The sequence below is a fragment of the Bradyrhizobium sp. USDA 4369 genome (genome assembly GCF_054056435.1).
The window spans coordinates 3,389,834-3,404,308 of record NZ_JBSRYH010000001.1 but is presented as its reverse complement, the minus strand read 5'-3'; the positions used below and the strand labels follow the sequence as shown (position 1 = coordinate 3,404,308).

Below are 14,475 nucleotides of genomic sequence, written 5' to 3'. Positions count from 1 at the left end.
CATGCTGGCCGCGCGTCAGCTCGCCCGGTACCAGGATGCGATGAACGCCAGGTCATTATCCCAGCCGCTCTTGTACAGCACCATGCCGTTCTTGACGCCGATCGCGTTGAGCCGGTTGATCTCGGGCAGCACGTAATTGTCGCGCACGACGAGGTCGTTCAGCTTGATGAACAGCGCGGCGCGCTTGACCGGATCGAGCTCGCTCTGGGCCAGCTTGTAGGTCTCGTCATAGTCCTTGTTCTGCCAGCGGCAGACATTGCGGCCCTGCCACTTGTTCTCCTTGGTGGCGCACTCCCAGGAGGTGAACTGGTTCATGAAGAACTGCGGATCGGCCTGCGGCATCGTCGTCTGATACATCTGCATGTCGCAGTAGAAATGCGTGTAAGTATCGGGATTGGCGACATCCGAGGAGAAGAACACGGATGCGACCACCGACTTCAGCTCGACATCGATGCCCGCCTTCTGGCAGGCCTGCTTGATGATCGCCTGGTTCTTCTGACGCGGCCCGTTGATCGAGGTCTGGAACACGAATTTGAGCGGCTTGCCGTCCTTCTCGCGGATGCCGGACGCCCCCTTCTTCCAGCCTGCGGCATCGAGGATCTGGTTGGCCTTCTCGATCGAGAACTCAAAGCTGTTGTTCTTGGAACGGTAGCGCTCGGGATTGTTGAGAAAGTTCGGCGTCGCGACGCCGGCACGGCCATAGATGAATTTCTGCACCGAGGCGCGATCGATCAGGAGATTGATCGCCTTGCGCACCTCCGGATCGGAGAACAGCGGATGCTTGGTCTTGAGGCTGGCGCGCTCGCCGTCGACCTCGACATTGGGATCGGTGACGTTGAGGCCGATATATTCGATGTTTCCGGTCAGCGTCAGCTCGGTCTTGCCCTGGCCGCCGGCCTCGAGCTTGGTCAGGATCTCGTCCTCGACCTGCAGATTATAGGCGTAGTCATATTCGCCGGTCTGCAGCACCGCGCGCGCCGCCGACACCGCATCGCCGCCGCCCTTGATCTCCACCGTGTCGAAATAAGGCTGCGCCGGCACGTGATAGTCCGGGAAGCGCTTGCCGGCGACGGTGTCGCCCGGCTTGAAGTCGACGAACATATAGGGGCCGGTGCCGACCGGCTTCAGATTGGCCGGCGCCTCGCGCGACTTCGCGCCGATATAGTCGCCGAACAGATGCTTCGGAATGATGCAGCCGAACGAAGCCACGAAGGCATCGGCCCAGAACGGCGTCGGCTGCGGGAAGATCAGCTTGACGGTGAGATCGTCGATCTTCTCGACTGCCTTGACGTTCTTGTAGCTGCCGATCGAGACCGCCGAGGTCTCGGGATTGTTGGCGTATTCCCAGTTGAAGACGACATCGTCGGCCGTGAACGGCTTGCCGTCGTGCCATTTCACGCCGGGCTTCAGCTTCCAGATCGCGGACAGACCGTCGGCGGCGAGACCGCCATTCTCCTTGCTCGGAATCTCCGCGGCGAGGATCGGAACCAGATTGCCTTCCTTGTCCCAGCCGGCGAGCGGCTCGTAGAACAGGCGGCACGCCTCCTGGTCCTTGGTTCCCACGGCGAAATGCGGGTTGAGCAGCGTCGGCGCCTGCCAGAGCAGCAGCTTGAGCGGTCCGCCGCCGCCCGCCTTGGTTGGCTTATAGGGAATCGCTTCTGCGGCCTGCGCGATCCCGGAATGCGCGAGCATGGCGCCAGCCATCGGCGCGGTCAGCCCGACGGCGATCATCCGCTGCACAAATTCGCGTCGTGACAGACGCCCTGTTTTGACATCAGCGATCTGGCGACGGAGGTCACGCTCGTTCATTCAATCGACTCCACAGTGGCGCTGATGCCCAAAAAAAGCGCCATGCCATACATAAGGGGGACGCTGCTTAAAATTGGATCAGCCTTCGAGCCGAGTGTCAAAGCAGATTCCGGGCCAATTTCGCAATATGGAAGGGATCGATTGTCGCACCTTTGCACTGCGGTAATTAGTTGCAGCAGCATATCCCGGAAAATGGAACAGGCACCTGACCGGGAGGCTTCCCGACCAGAGTGCCTGGTGATGGGATCAAACGCTGAGGTTGACCTCAGACCTCACGATACCAGTTCGGCAGCTGCCACAGATCATTGTCCCAGCCGGAGGAATGGGTCTGCAGCCCCTTTCGGAGTCCTGACATGCGCGGCCGGCTGAGCTGCGGCAGCACGTGGTGACCCGCGCAAACCGTATCGTTGAGCCTGATGTAAAGCGCGGCGCGCTTCACCGGATCGATCTCCCGCGTCAGCTCCCTGTAGAGATCGTCATAATCCTTGCTCTGCCAGCGGCTGATGTTGCGGCCCTGCCATTTGTTGGCCTTGCTGGCCACCTCCCAGGAGACATATTGGTTCATGAAGTTCTGCGGCTCGGGCGACAGCGTGAACCACTGATACATCTCCATGTCGCAATAGAAATGCGCATAAGTGTCCGGATTGGCGGTGTCGCTGGAGAAGAACACCGATCCGACGATGGATTTCAGCTCGAGCTCGATGCCTGCCCTCTGGCAGGCCTGCTTGATGATCGCCTGGTTCTTCTGCCGCGGCGCATTGATCGAGGTCTGGAACACCAGCTTGAGCTGTTTGCCATCCTTCTCCCTTATGCCGGAGGCGCCCTTCTTCCAGCCGGCGCCGTCGAGCAGCTCGTTGGCCTTGGCGATGTTGAACTCGAAGCTGGTGTTTGGCGAACGGTATCGTGCGGGATTGTTGATGCAATTGGCCGTCGCGATGCCGCCGCGCCCGTAGACGTATTTCTGCACCGACGCGCGATCGATCAGCATATTGATGGCCGCACGCACCGCCGGGTCCGAGAACACCGGGTGCTTCGTCTGGATGCTGGAGCGCTCGCCATCCACCTCCGTCCAGGGATCGGTGGCGTTGAGCAGGATGAACTCGAAATTGCCACCAGGCACGATCTCGACCTGGCCTGCCCCGCCGCTCTCCAGCTTCAGCAGGATCTCATCCTCGACCTGCAGATTCCAGGCATAGTCGTATTCGCCGGTCTGCAGCACCGCGCGCGCTGCCGAGACCGCATCGCCGCCACCCTTGATCTCGAGCGTGTCGAAATACGGCCGGTTCGGCACGTGATAATTCGGGTTGAGCTTGCCGAGCAGAACGTCGCCCGGCTTGAAATCGACGAACAGATAGGCGCCGGTACCGACCGGCTTGAGATTGTTCGGCGCCTCGCGCGACTTGGCGCCGATATAGTCGCCGAACAGATGCTTGGGAATCAGCGCGCTGCCGCCGCCGACGAAGCCCGTCATCCACAACGGCGTCGGCTGCGCGAACACGACGCGAATGGTGTGATCGTCGATCTTCTCGATCGCCTTGATGTGCTTGTAATCGCCGCTGGTGACCGCCGACGTCTCGGGATCGGTCGCATATTGCCAATTGAAGATCACGTCGTCGGCGGAGAACGGATGACCGTCGTGCCATGTCACGCCCTGCTTCAGCTTCCAGATGACGAAGGTGCCGTCCGCTGCGACCGTGCCGTTCGCCATGCTGGGAATCTCCGCCGCCAGCACCGGCACGAGATTGCCCTCCGCATCCCAGCCGGCGAGCGGCTCGTAGAAGGCCCGCGCTGCCTCCTGGTCCTTCGTGCCGATGGCAAAATGGGGATTGAGCAGCGTCGGCGCCTGCCAGAACAGCAACTTCAAGGGCCCGCCGCCGCCGGCCTTGGTGGGCTTGTAGGGAAACTCCTGGGCCGCCATGGCGACCCCGGAATGTGCCAGCATCATGCCGGCCATCGGCGCTGTCAGCCCGACGGCGATCATCCGCTGCACGAATTCGCGGCGTGACAGCCGGCCTTCTTTGACCGCAGCGATCTCGCCGCGCAGGTCCCGTTCGTTCATCTCGCATCTCCTCTGCGCGGCATGGCTGCGCGAAAGCCGCATCATTCCGCCGCCCATTGAGAGCAGGAAGCGGGCCAATCCGCCACAACCGGCGTCCAAGAACCTGGCAACCAAAAATTGCGTGGGCCGCGCGGCGCGGAGCTCACATTTTCTGCTTCAGCCGGCGGAAGCGCACGCCCTTGCCGTCGGGCATGCGCGTCGCGACATACCCCGCGGCCAGGCAAGCCTCGCGCTGCGGCATCTTCTCCTGCGGGCTTCTCAGGCTGTCCCACCACGACGCGCGCTGCGCCGCACGCGGCAGGCTGTCACCGATAAGCTCTTCGATCGCCTCGAAGCTGAGCGTCAATTCGGGAAGGGTCTGCCGCTTCAGATAATCTCGAAGCGCATCATAGTCCGGCAAGTCTCGACTCCCTCGTAGCAGCGCGTGTGCGGCCGCCTTGACGACAAGCGCGGCGGACGCAACGACTCGTTAATCTAACATGCGTTACTTCCGGTGACCCGTCAGTTTACGGGCGGGATTCCACGGGACGGGACGGGCTGATGCGCTGGACACGCCGAACAGGCCGGGCAAAGCAGCCTTGGCGACTCTCGGCGCGCACGCTGATCAGCTGCTCCATTTCGACCATCATCGGCTTCTCCGCAATCTGCGCCAGCGTCATGATCGACCTGCGCCGCGGCGAGGAAGTCCGCGCCCGGCAGGCCCTGGAGAACATGGCCGCCAGCATTGCCGCCGACATCAGCCGCAACGTCGAGCTTTACGATCTCTCGCTGCGGGCCGTGGCGGGCAACCTGTTGCTGCCTGAAATTCACGAGGTCAGCAAGCCGCTTCGCCAGCTGATCCTGTTCGATCGCGCCTCGACCGCAAGGAATTTCGGGACGATCCAGGTGTTCGACGCCCGGGGTCGGCTGATCATCGATTCCGCCACGCTCGATCCGCAGCCCGAGGATCGCAGCGACGCCGATTTCTTCCAGGTCCATCGCGACCGCTCCGATGCCGGCCTCTATGTCGGACGCCCGGCGCAGCATCGTGGCCCCTCCTCCATCGTCCTGAGCCGCCGGATCTCGACGCCTGACGGGCGCTTCGCCGGGGTCGTCGCCGGCTCGATTCGCCTCAGCTATTTCCGCGACCTGTTCGGGAGCCTGACGCTTGGCCCCGGCGACAGCATCACGGTGTTCAGACGCGACGGCACCCTGATCGTCAGCGCACCGTTCGATCCGGACGCGATCGGCCGCAACCTGGCGCGGGCCCCGGCCGTGACCCGCGCACTGACCGAGCCGACGGGATGGTCCAGCAGCTACGGCGCGCTCGACGATCTGCCGCGGCTGCTGGTCTGGCGCAACGGCACCGAGCCGCTCGTGGTGGTGGCCAGCAAGACTTGGGAGAGCGTCTACGCCTATTGGCGCCACGAGGCCATGCAGATCGGCGCGATGATGCTGGCGCTGATCGTGTTCGTTCTGGCGGCCACGCAGGTTGCCGCGCGCGAGATCCAGCTGCGCACCAAGGTCGAGGCCCGGCTGGAGCAACTCGCCACGACCGATCCGCTGACCGGCCTGAAGAACCGGCGCAAGTTCGACGAGACGATCGAGATCGAATGGCGGCGGGCGCTGCGACACCGGGCGCCGCCGGGGCTGCTGATGATCGATGCCGACCACTTCAAGAGCTACAACGACAATCATGGGCACCAGGCGGGCGATCAGGTGCTGGTCGGCATCGCCGTCTGCATTTCCGATTCGGTCCGCCGGGCCGGAGATTGCGCGGCGCGCTATGGCGGCGAGGAGTTCGCCGTCCTGCTGCCCGGGACATCGGACGCCGATGCCCTTCACGTCGCCGAGACGATCCGCAGCAAGGTCGCGATCTGGGCGGGCGAGGCAGGCAACACCTCGGTCAGCATCGGCGTTGCCAGCATGACGCCATCGCGCGATGCCGACTGGACCGCGCTGATGAACGCGGCCGACAGAGCGCTGTACATGGCCAAGGCCGCGGGCCGGAACCGCTGCGTCGCCGTGGCGGTGCCCGGCGTGTCGTCAGCAGCCTCGCTGGCGGCGTGACGCCGCCAACCGCTGCGATGCATGCGCCCGATCCCTGACGGCGTCGGTCAGCTCTTGCCTTCGAGGTACCGCTTCATGTCCGCGCGCAGGCCGTCGCGCAGATCCGCACGGGCCATGGCGAAGGCGATGTTGGCCTTCAGGAAGCCGGACTTCGAGCCGCAATCATGCCGCTCGCCGTCGAAGTCGACGCCATAGAACTTCTGATTCTTCGACAGGCCGATCATCGCGTCGGTGAGCTGGATCTCGCCGCCGGCGCCACGCTCCTGCGTCGCCAGGATCTTGAAGATCTCCGGCTGCAGAATGTAGCGCCCGGTGATCGAGAAGTTCGACGGCGCCGTGCCCTTGGCGGGCTTCTCGACCATGCCGTCGACCTCGAAGATCTTGCCGTCGCGCTTGCCGACGCCGCAAATGCCGTATTGATGGGTCTGGTCGGCCGGCACCTCCTGCACCGCGAGCAGATTGCTCTTCTCAGGCAGTTTGTTCGCCGCAGCGATCATCTGCGCGAGACAGCCGGGCGTGTTCAGCACCAGCTCGTCCGGCAGCACCACCGCGAACGGCTCGTCGCCGACGATGTCGCGCGCGCACCACACCGCGTGGCCGAGGCCGAGCGGTGCCTGCTGACGGGTGAAGCTGACGGCTCCGGCCTCCGGCTGGTCCCGGGCCAGGATCTCCATCTCGGTCTTCTTGCCGCGCGCCGCGAGCGTCGCGTCGAGCTCATACATGCGGTCGAAATGGTCCTCGATCGCGGTCTTGTTGCGCCCGGTCACGAAGACGAAATGCTCGATGCCGGCTTCCTTGGCTTCGTCGAAGACGTACTGGATGAGCGGCTTGTCGACGATCGTCAGCATCTCCTTCGGCATCGCCTTGGTGGCAGGAAGGACGCGGGTACCGAGACCGGCGACCGGAAATACGGCTTTGCGGATCTTCATGGGGGATGACTAAACCTTGTGACGAATGAATGCGAAATCGATCGCATGTTGGTAGCTCGTTTGCAGCCGAGAACAAAGGCGGATGTTGGTCGAGCGTTCCCTCCGACCCGGTCAGGATCGCCATATTTCGCTGCCGAGAAATCGTTAACCTTGTTAATCTTGCGTTAAGCCGGAGCGGGCCTCCTGGTGCCCTTTCCTGCGATGGACGAGATCACGATGCGACGGAACGTCATGCTTGCAGCTTTGAGGACCGGGACGAGGGCCGCGATTGTCGCATCCGCCCTGGCGGTGTCGGGTTCCGCCGAGGCCCAATCCGGCAATCCGCTGAACTTCCTCGACAGCCTGTTCACGGGCACGCTCAGCAATGGCAACCCAGGCTCGTCCGCGCCGGCGCAGGCCCCCTCGGCCGCCGGTCCGCAACCCTGGAGCGGCGAGGACGGCGCCTCGGGCCACCCCTTGATGACCGCCGCCGCGATCCGCGAGGCCGCCGGCAATTTCGACGGCTGCGTCGCTGCGATGTGGCCAGATGCCGCACGCCGCAACATCACCCAGGACAATTTCCAGCGCTTCACCGCGGGCTTGACGCCGGATTTGCGCATCATGGACCTGCTCGATGCGCAGCCGGAGTTCACCAAATCGATCTGGGACTATCTCGACATCCTGGTGAACGACAATCGGCTCGCCAAGGGTCGCGAGGTGCTGGCGAAATACAAGGCGCAGTTCGATGCCACCGAGCGCTCTTATGGCGTCGATCGCTACATTATTGCGGCGATCTGGGGCATCGAATCCAATTATTCCACCCAGATCGGCGATCGCAGCGTGCTGCAATCGACCGCAACGCTCGCCTGCATCGGCCGGCGCCAAGCCTATTTCAAGGACGAGTTCCTGTCGGCGCTGGAAATTCTCAACCGCGGCGATCTCCGTCCCGAGCAGTTGCGCGGCTCCTGGGCCGGCGCGTTCGGACCGACCCAGTTCATGCCGACCGCGTTCAAGCGCTTCGCGGTCGACGCCGATGGCGACGGCCGCCGCGACGTCGTCGACAACCCGGCCGACCTGATCGCCTCGACGGCCAACAATCTGAAGAAGGACGGCTGGCAGAGCGGCCAGAGCTGGGGCTACGAGGTCGTGCTGCCGCAAGGCTTCAACTTCATGCTGGCCGACCGCTCCAAGACCATGAGCTTCGGCCAGTGGGAGCAGCTCGGGCTGAGGCGGGCCAACGGCCAGCCGTTCCCGGCCACGGCCGAGAAGGCCTATCTGCTGGCGCCCGCAGGCGCCCAAGGGCCGGGCTTCCTGATGCTGCAGAATTTCCGGGTCATCATGAAATACAACCCGGCCGAGGCCTATGCGCTGGCGATCGGGCATTTTGCGGACCGACTGCGCGGCGCGCCACCTTTCGTGCAGGCCTGGCCGCGCGAGGAACGCACCTTGTCGCGGGCCGAGCGGCTCGAGCTGCAGCAGCTGCTCGCCGAGCGCGGATTCTACCGCGGCACGCCGGATGGCCAGTTCGGCGGCCAGACCCGGGAGGCGCTGCGGAACTTCCAGGCCTCGATCGGCGCCCCCGCCGACGGCTTCGCAACCACCGACGTCCTGGAACGGCTACGCAGCCGCTGAGCAGCGGCATTTTGAGCCGTCCCGGTAACCTTCTGTGGCGTTTGGCGACGGACATCAACACCATCCAGTGAATGCCCGTTTGCGGCCTGATTCGGCTCCTATTATATGGACGGTCACGATTTCGCCGCGCGACGGGTGCGGACGGGTGCGCATGTCAAAGCTGAAGTCCCTCCTCAAGCTGTTGAACGAACCCGGGCCGATGGTGGTGCTGGCGGTCGTCATCGCCATGCTCGTCGGGATTGCCGGACCGGCCTCGGCCCAGTTCTTCAATTTCAACCCGTTCGGCTCGCCCCGTCCCGCCCCACGCGGCGGCGGAGGTGGCGGTGGTGGCTGGTTCGGCGGCGACTTCTTCGCTCCGTTCCAGCCGCAGCAGCCCAAGCGCGCGCCCCAGGATTACTCCAAGGCGCCGCCGCCGGAGAAGCGCGACGGCACGCCAGAGCGCTATGTGCTGGTGCTCGGTGACGGCATGGCCGACTGGCTCGCCTACGGCCTAGAAGACGCCTATTCCGAGCAGCCCGACATGGGCGTCACCCGCAAGATCAAGACCAATTCGGGTCTCATCAAGTACCAGCCCAAGGGCGAGCCGTCCGATTGGGCCGCCGCCGCCAAGGGCATCCTGGCCACCGAGCGGGCCGACGCGATCGTGATCATGCTCGGCCTCAACGACCGTCTCCCGCTGCGCGAGCCGGCCGTGGACAAGACCAAGGACGACAAGGCCAAGAAGGACGCCAAAACCAAGCCAGGCGAGACCAAGCCGGGAGACGCCAAGGCGGGAGACGCCAAGCCTGGCGACACCAAGCCTGGCGAGGCCAAACCGGGGGACGCCAAGACCGCTGACGGCAAGGCCGCCGACCCCAAAGCGGCCGAGTCCAAGCCGGACGGCAAACCCGACGCCAAGACCGACACAGCCGCCAAGCCCGCCGACAGCGATTTGCCGCAGGACGAGGTCGACAACGACACGCCCGCGACCGGGGCACCGGAAAAGACCGCGCGATCGCCCAACGGTATCTACGACTTCCGCGACGAACGCTGGATCGAGCTCTATTCGAAAAAGATCGAGGAGATGATCATGGTCGCCAAGAGCAAGGGCGTGCCCGTGCTCTGGGTCGGCCTGCCCGCGGTCCGCGGCCCGAAGGGCACCGCGGACACGCTGTTCCTGGATTCGCTTTATCGAGATGTCGCCGGCAAGGCCGGCATCACCTATGTCGACGTCTGGGACGGTTTCGTCGACGAAGCCGGGCGCTTCCTGCAGAAGGGCCCAGACTTCGAAGGCCAGATCCGCCAGCTGCGGTCCTATGACGGCGTCTATTTCACCAAGGCCGGCGCGCGAAAGCTCGCCCATTACGCCGAGCGCGAGATCAACCGCCTGCTCGCCGCCCGCTCGTCGCCGCTGGAGCTCCCGACCGAGCCGGCGACGCCAGACGCCAATGCAGTCCCGGGTCAGCCCGCGCCGCGACCGATGGCCGGGCCGATTCTGCCGCTCGTCGCGTCCTCGGTCGGCACCGATCAGCTGCTCGGAGGCCCTGGCTCGCGGCCTGCGGCCGTCGATCCGCTGGCGGCAAGAACGCTGGTCAAGGGCGAGGCCCTGAGCCCGCCGGCAGGGCGCGCCGACGATTACGTCTGGCCACGCCGCGAGATCGGCCGCGAGCAGGCCAAGGAGCCGCCGAAAGAGCAGTCGAAACCTGATACGCCCATGGCCGCGACGACCCCGGGCACGGCGCCTGGCGAGCCGGCCGCCGGTGCGCCTGCGGCTCCGCAGCGGCCGAAACGGCTGACCACGCCAAGCGCGACGTCGCCCACCCAGGCACCGCAACAGCCGAGCCAAGGGCCGCGCGACTTCTTCGGCTTCGGGGCGCCGCAGCAGGCGCAGCCGCCGAGGCCGCCGGCCGCGCGCAATCCCAACGCCCCGCCACGGCCACCGGCGCCGGTCGGCCGCGCCGCAGCGGTGCTCGATTCGCCCTGGCGCTGACGCGATCAGCCGCTCGCGGCGCAGCCATCAGCGAGCGGCGATCCGAAGAGTCGACAGCAATGAGAGTCAAAAGCAATGAGGCCCGCACCGATCAACGGATGCGGGCCTCATTTTATTCGGTCTTATTCAGTGATCCGGAGAGGCCGGATCACTGGAGTCCCGTCTCAGGAGCGCCAGCGCTGCGGCTGAGGGCGGCTCGACGGACGCATCAGCATCGCCAGCAGGAAGCCGATGCCGCCGGCGACCAGCAGCGCGCCCACCGGATTGTCCTGGACCCGCTTGGTGAGGGCCTGGGTGCCGTCGCGCAGCGTGTCGGTGCTGCCGCCGAACGTATCCTTGGCATAGTCCATCGCGGCATCGCCGGCCTCGCGCGCGGCGTCCTTGGCCTGGCCGTAGAGATTCTGAACCACGCTGGAGGCCTCGCGCGCACGGCCCGAGGCCTGCGTGCTCTTGTCGCCGGTCATCTCACCGATGCCGCCTTCGACCTTGCCTGCGACATCCTTCGCCGTTCCGGTCAATCGATCCGTATCCATCGCCGCCTCTCCTTGTCTCGCGTTTGCGGGCTTTCCGCTGTGCTAACCGGCTGAGGCGGCGCCGGTTCCGACGAACTACAAAATCAAGCCGCCATCGACGACGATGGTCTGGCCGATGATGTAGGACGACAGCGGCGAGGCCAGGAACAGCGCCGCGCCGGCCATGTCCTGCGGCGTCCCCAGGCGCTTCAGCGGGATGCGCTGCAGGGCACCTTCGAGGCGCTTGGGATTGGCCGTCGTCACCTTCGTCATCTTGGTATCGACGAGACCGGGCGCGATCCCGTTGACACGGATGCCATCCTCGGCCCAGGCTTCGGCGAGCGTCCGCGTCAGCCCGACGGCGCCGGTCTTGGAGGCATTATAGGCCGGGTTGCCCATGGTCGAATGATAGGCTGCCGTCGACGAGACGATGATCAGCGCGCCCCTGGCACCCCGCAAGAGACCGTGAAATTTCGTCGCACAGGCCATCAGGCTGATGAGGTTGATCTCCACGACCTTGCGAAAGCCGTCCATGGCGAATTCACCGCGCCGATACAGCACCGCCCCCTGGGCCAGCACCAGAATGTCGAGCCGCTCGAAGCGCGGCACGAACGCCTCAATGGAAGCGGCATTGCCGACGTCGAGTTGCTGATAGTCCAGCCCGGTGAGATCGCAGCCTTCCTCGATGGAATAATCTGCTGCCGTCACGCGCGTGCCGCAGACCGCGACGCGCGCGCCCTGGGCGCGAAACGACTGGGCGATGCCGTTGCCGATGCCGCTGGAGCCGCCGATCACCAGCACCTGCCGTCCCGAAAAATCGAGCGCGTTCATCTCCCCTCCTCCTGTCGTTGTTTGTTTGACCTGTGTGCGGATCGGTGCCAGCGTTGTCAACGGCGCGACACAGCGCGCATTTTTCGCAGGCCGCAATATGCAGAGCTACAAACAACTGAGCCGCTCGGTGAAAGACCTGACCGTCCTGGTCACGGGCGCGGCCTCGGGCATGGGGCGTGCCACGGCGCGGCTGTTTGCTGACGAAGGGGCGCAGGTCGCCGTCACCGACATCGATGAGGATGGCGTGCGTGCCGTGGCCGCGGACATCGTGGCGGCGGGCGGAACCGCACAGGCCTGGCGGCTGGACCTGTCTGATCGCGATGCGATCGCCGCCGTCGTCGGCACGGCGGCCACGCAATTCGGCGGTCTCGACATCGTCGTCAACAATGCCGGCATCTCGGTGCGGGTGGCAATCGACGACGCAAGCTATGATGAGGCCTGGGCCAAGGCTCTGGCAGTGATGCTGACGGCGCAGCAGCGCGTGATCCGCGCTGCGCTGCCGCATCTGCGCCGCTCGCAAAGCCCCCGCATCGTCAACATCGCCTCGACCGAAGCGCTCGGCGCCACCGCGCTGCACAGTGCGTATTCCGCGGCCAAGGCCGGCGTGACCGGGCTGACGCGCTCGCTCGCCGTCGAGCTCGGGCGCGACCGCATCACCGTGAATTGCATCTGCCCAGGGCCGATCGCGACCGCGATGACCGCGCGCATTCCCGACGAGCAGAAGGCGATCTACGCCAGGCGGCGCACCGCGCTCGGACGTTACGGCGATCCCGAGGAGGTCGCGCATATGACGTTGAGCCTGTGCCTGCCGGCGGCCTCGTTCGTCACCGGCGCCGTGATCCCCGTCGACGGCGGCCTGATGGCGCGCAACGCGTGACGTCTGCCACACGGGAATGACAGCCGTGCGGGCCGCGCTTCCCAGCGCGCGTTGACTTCGCCTTGCGGCAGCGTAGCTTCGACACCGACAAGCGGACGAGCGGGCCGCGACGATGAGGACATCAAGGAGGACGCCATGGCGATCGCCATCCGGCAGCTGCATCCTTTTTTCGTTGGCGAAGTCTCAGGCGTCGATCTGCGCAAGCCGCTGACGCGCGATGAGACCGCGGAGCTGCAGACCGCGATCGATCACTACGCGGTCCTGGTGTTCCACGACCAGGACATCACCGACGAACAGCAGCTCGCTTTCGCGCTCAGTTTCGGCGAGCGAGAACAGGCCCGTGGCGGCACCGTCACCAAGCAGGAGGACTACCGTCTCGCCACCGGCCTCAACGACGTCTCCAATCTCGGCAAGGACGGCAGACCGCTGCCGCGCGATCACCGCACCCATCTGTTCAATCTCGGCAATTGCCTGTGGCACTCCGACAGCTCGTTCCGGCCGATCCCGGCGAAATACTCGATCCTGTCGGCGCGAATCGTAAATCCGAAGGGCGGCAACACCGAGTTTGCCGACATGCGCGCCGCCTATGATTCGCTCGATCCGGAGACGAAGGCCGAGATCGAGGATCTCGTCTGCGAACATTCGCTGATGTATTCGCGCGGCGCGCTCGGCTTCCTCGACTACAGCGACGAGGAAAAAGAGATGTTCAAGCCGGTCAGGCAGCGGCTGGTGCGCACCCATCCCGCGCATGGCCGCAAGTCGCTGTACCTGTCGTCGCATGCCGGGGCTGTGGTCGGCATGAGCATGCCGGAGGGACGGCTGCTGCTGCGCGACCTCACCGAGCACGCCACGCAGCGGGAATTCGTCCATGTGCACAAATGGGCGCTCCACGACCTGATCATGTGGGACAATCGCCAGACCATGCATCGCGTGCGCCGCTACGATCAGTCGCAGCCGCGCGACATGCGCCGCGCCACCGTCGCCGGCACCGAGCCCACCATCGCGCAGCAGGCGGCGGAGTAGATCGGCGCTCGCGCGTCGAACCGCTTGCTGGATGCCGGAGACACGGAATCCAGAGACACGAATGGCCGGGACGAAGCCCGGCCATGGCGAAGTGGAGCGATGGCGGCGGAAGAGCCGGTGGCATCAAGACCGCCTGGTCAAAACCGCCTAAGCGTGACCCGCAGCGTTGGAGAGCATCCCGGGATCGATGCCGATCTTGCGCAGTGCCAGATCATATTTGTCCTCGACATTGTCGCCGAAGATCAGCTCGGGATCGGCATCGCAATGCAGCCAGCCATTGTCCTGGATCTCTTCCTCCAGCTGGCCGGCTCGCCAGCCGGCATAGCCGAGCGCGAGCAGCGCGTGCTTCGGACCATTGCCTTTGGCGATCGCCTTGAGGATGTCGATGGTCGTGGTCAGGCAGACGCCATCATTGATCTTGAGCGTCGCATTGGCGATGAAGTAGTCGCTCGAATGCAGCACGAAGCCGCGCCCGGTATCGACCGGGCCGCCGCTCAGCACCTTCATGGTCTCGGCGCTGTCCGGCAGGCTGATCTGATCGCCCTTCTCGATGATGTTCAGTTGCATCAGGAGCTGCGGAAAATCGATGCTGCCGGCCGGCCGGTTCACCATGATACCCATGGCTCCCTCGGCTGAGTGCGCGCAGAGATAGATCACGGAGCGTTCGAACCGCGAATCCCCCATGACGGGCATGGCGACCAGCAATTGGCCATCGAGATAACCGCCGTGAGAGGTGTGATCCCCGATCCCGGTCACTTTGCGGCGAACGTCGCCGAGCCGTTTTGCGTCAGGATTCATCCGCGAGG

Annotated in this window: 12 protein-coding genes; 5 read left to right on the top strand and 7 right to left on the bottom strand. The window is 65.0% G+C overall.

All coding sequences use genetic code 11. The features are described from left to right. Nucleotides 1-15: 15 nt before the first annotated feature. From ACVIJ6_RS15390 to ACVIJ6_RS15380, 3 genes are all read right to left on the bottom strand, one after another. Nucleotides 16-1,809 carry a peptide ABC transporter substrate-binding protein gene (locus ACVIJ6_RS15390; protein WP_456773385.1) on the bottom strand — a complete coding sequence of 598 codons (1,794 nt, stop codon included), beginning with the start codon at nt 1,807-1,809 and terminating at the stop codon, nt 16-18. Nucleotides 1,810-2,074: 265 nt separating this feature from the next. Further along, complete coding sequence (locus ACVIJ6_RS15385) at nt 2,075-3,868, bottom strand: peptide ABC transporter substrate-binding protein (protein WP_456773384.1); 1,794 nt, start codon at nt 3,866-3,868, stop codon at nt 2,075-2,077. Nucleotides 3,869-4,010: 142 nt separating this feature from the next. Next, nucleotides 4,011-4,268, bottom strand: coding sequence for a DUF7662 domain-containing protein (locus tag ACVIJ6_RS15380; RefSeq protein WP_456773383.1), 258 nt, complete (start codon nt 4,266-4,268; stop codon nt 4,011-4,013). 140 nt (nt 4,269-4,408) lie between these two features. On the opposite strand from ACVIJ6_RS15380, the gene ACVIJ6_RS15375 reads away from it, so the two are divergent. Continuing rightward, the gene (locus ACVIJ6_RS15375) at nt 4,409-5,917 is read left to right on the top strand and encodes a diguanylate cyclase (RefSeq protein ID WP_456773382.1); all 1,509 of its coding nucleotides are present in this window, start codon (nt 4,409-4,411) and stop codon (nt 5,915-5,917) included. A gap of 47 nt (nt 5,918-5,964) precedes the next feature. Here ACVIJ6_RS15375 and galU read toward each other — a convergent pair whose 3' ends face one another. Next, complete coding sequence (galU, locus tag ACVIJ6_RS15370) at nt 5,965-6,846, bottom strand: UTP--glucose-1-phosphate uridylyltransferase GalU (RefSeq protein WP_456773381.1); 882 nt, start codon at nt 6,844-6,846, stop codon at nt 5,965-5,967. 216 nt (nt 6,847-7,062) lie between these two features. Between galU and ACVIJ6_RS15365 the strand changes: the two genes are divergently transcribed. Further along, complete coding sequence (locus ACVIJ6_RS15365; RefSeq protein ID WP_456773380.1) at nt 7,063-8,457, top strand: lytic murein transglycosylase; 1,395 nt, start codon at nt 7,063-7,065, stop codon at nt 8,455-8,457. A gap of 151 nt (nt 8,458-8,608) precedes the next feature. Next, entirely contained in the window at nt 8,609-10,426 is a 1,818-nt protein-coding gene (locus ACVIJ6_RS15360) for an SGNH/GDSL hydrolase family protein (RefSeq protein WP_456773379.1), read from the top strand. Between the two features lie 164 nt (nt 10,427-10,590). Here ACVIJ6_RS15360 and ACVIJ6_RS15355 read toward each other — a convergent pair whose 3' ends face one another. Together ACVIJ6_RS15355 and ACVIJ6_RS15350 are read right to left on the bottom strand one after the other, a co-directional pair. Further along, nucleotides 10,591-10,959: a CsbD family protein gene (locus ACVIJ6_RS15355; protein ID WP_456773378.1), complete on the bottom strand. Its 369-nt coding sequence runs from the start codon at nt 10,957-10,959 to the stop codon at nt 10,591-10,593. 75 nt (nt 10,960-11,034) lie between these two features. Continuing rightward, on the bottom strand, nt 11,035-11,769 hold the full coding sequence (locus tag ACVIJ6_RS15350; protein WP_456773377.1) for an SDR family NAD(P)-dependent oxidoreductase: 735 nt from the start codon (nt 11,767-11,769) through the stop codon (nt 11,035-11,037). Between the two features lie 97 nt (nt 11,770-11,866). On the opposite strand from ACVIJ6_RS15350, the gene ACVIJ6_RS15345 reads away from it, so the two are divergent. Then, nucleotides 11,867-12,646 (top strand): SDR family NAD(P)-dependent oxidoreductase, encoded by a 780-nt coding sequence (locus ACVIJ6_RS15345; protein ID WP_456773376.1) that lies wholly within the window; start codon nt 11,867-11,869, stop codon nt 12,644-12,646. A 135-nt stretch (nt 12,647-12,781) separates the two neighbouring features. After that, entirely contained in the window at nt 12,782-13,669 is an 888-nt protein-coding gene (locus ACVIJ6_RS15340) for a TauD/TfdA dioxygenase family protein (RefSeq protein WP_456773375.1), read from the top strand. A 147-nt stretch (nt 13,670-13,816) separates the two neighbouring features. Here the strand turns inward: ACVIJ6_RS15340 and ACVIJ6_RS15335 are convergent, their stop codons facing one another. Further along, nucleotides 13,817-14,467, bottom strand: a complete 651-nt coding sequence (locus ACVIJ6_RS15335; RefSeq protein WP_012046785.1) for a YqgE/AlgH family protein — start codon at nt 14,465-14,467, stop codon at nt 13,817-13,819. Nucleotides 14,468-14,475 lie beyond the last annotated feature (8 nt).

What these genes read in the sequence shown, in the direction of transcription:
- ACVIJ6_RS15390 (WP_456773385.1), bottom strand. Translation starts at nt 1,809, where the DNA reads ATGAACGAGCGTGACCTCCGTCGCCAGATCGCTGATGTCAAAACAGGG.
- ACVIJ6_RS15385 (WP_456773384.1), bottom strand. Translation starts at nt 3,868, where the DNA reads ATGAACGAACGGGACCTGCGCGGCGAGATCGCTGCGGTCAAAGAAGGC.
- ACVIJ6_RS15375 (WP_456773382.1), top strand. Translation starts at nt 4,409, where the DNA reads ATGCGCTGGACACGCCGAACAGGCCGGGCAAAGCAGCCTTGGCGACTC.
- galU (WP_456773381.1), bottom strand. Translation starts at nt 6,846, where the DNA reads ATGAAGATCCGCAAAGCCGTATTTCCGGTCGCCGGTCTCGGTACCCGC.
- ACVIJ6_RS15365 (WP_456773380.1), top strand. Translation starts at nt 7,063, where the DNA reads ATGCGACGGAACGTCATGCTTGCAGCTTTGAGGACCGGGACGAGGGCC.
- ACVIJ6_RS15360 (WP_456773379.1), top strand. Translation starts at nt 8,609, where the DNA reads ATGTCAAAGCTGAAGTCCCTCCTCAAGCTGTTGAACGAACCCGGGCCG.
- ACVIJ6_RS15355 (WP_456773378.1), bottom strand. Translation starts at nt 10,959, where the DNA reads ATGGATACGGATCGATTGACCGGAACGGCGAAGGATGTCGCAGGCAAG.
- ACVIJ6_RS15350 (WP_456773377.1), bottom strand. Translation starts at nt 11,769, where the DNA reads ATGAACGCGCTCGATTTTTCGGGACGGCAGGTGCTGGTGATCGGCGGC.
- ACVIJ6_RS15345 (WP_456773376.1), top strand. Translation starts at nt 11,867, where the DNA reads ATGCAGAGCTACAAACAACTGAGCCGCTCGGTGAAAGACCTGACCGTC.
- ACVIJ6_RS15340 (WP_456773375.1), top strand. Translation starts at nt 12,782, where the DNA reads ATGGCGATCGCCATCCGGCAGCTGCATCCTTTTTTCGTTGGCGAAGTC.
- ACVIJ6_RS15335 (WP_012046785.1), bottom strand. Translation starts at nt 14,467, where the DNA reads ATGAATCCTGACGCAAAACGGCTCGGCGACGTTCGCCGCAAAGTGACC.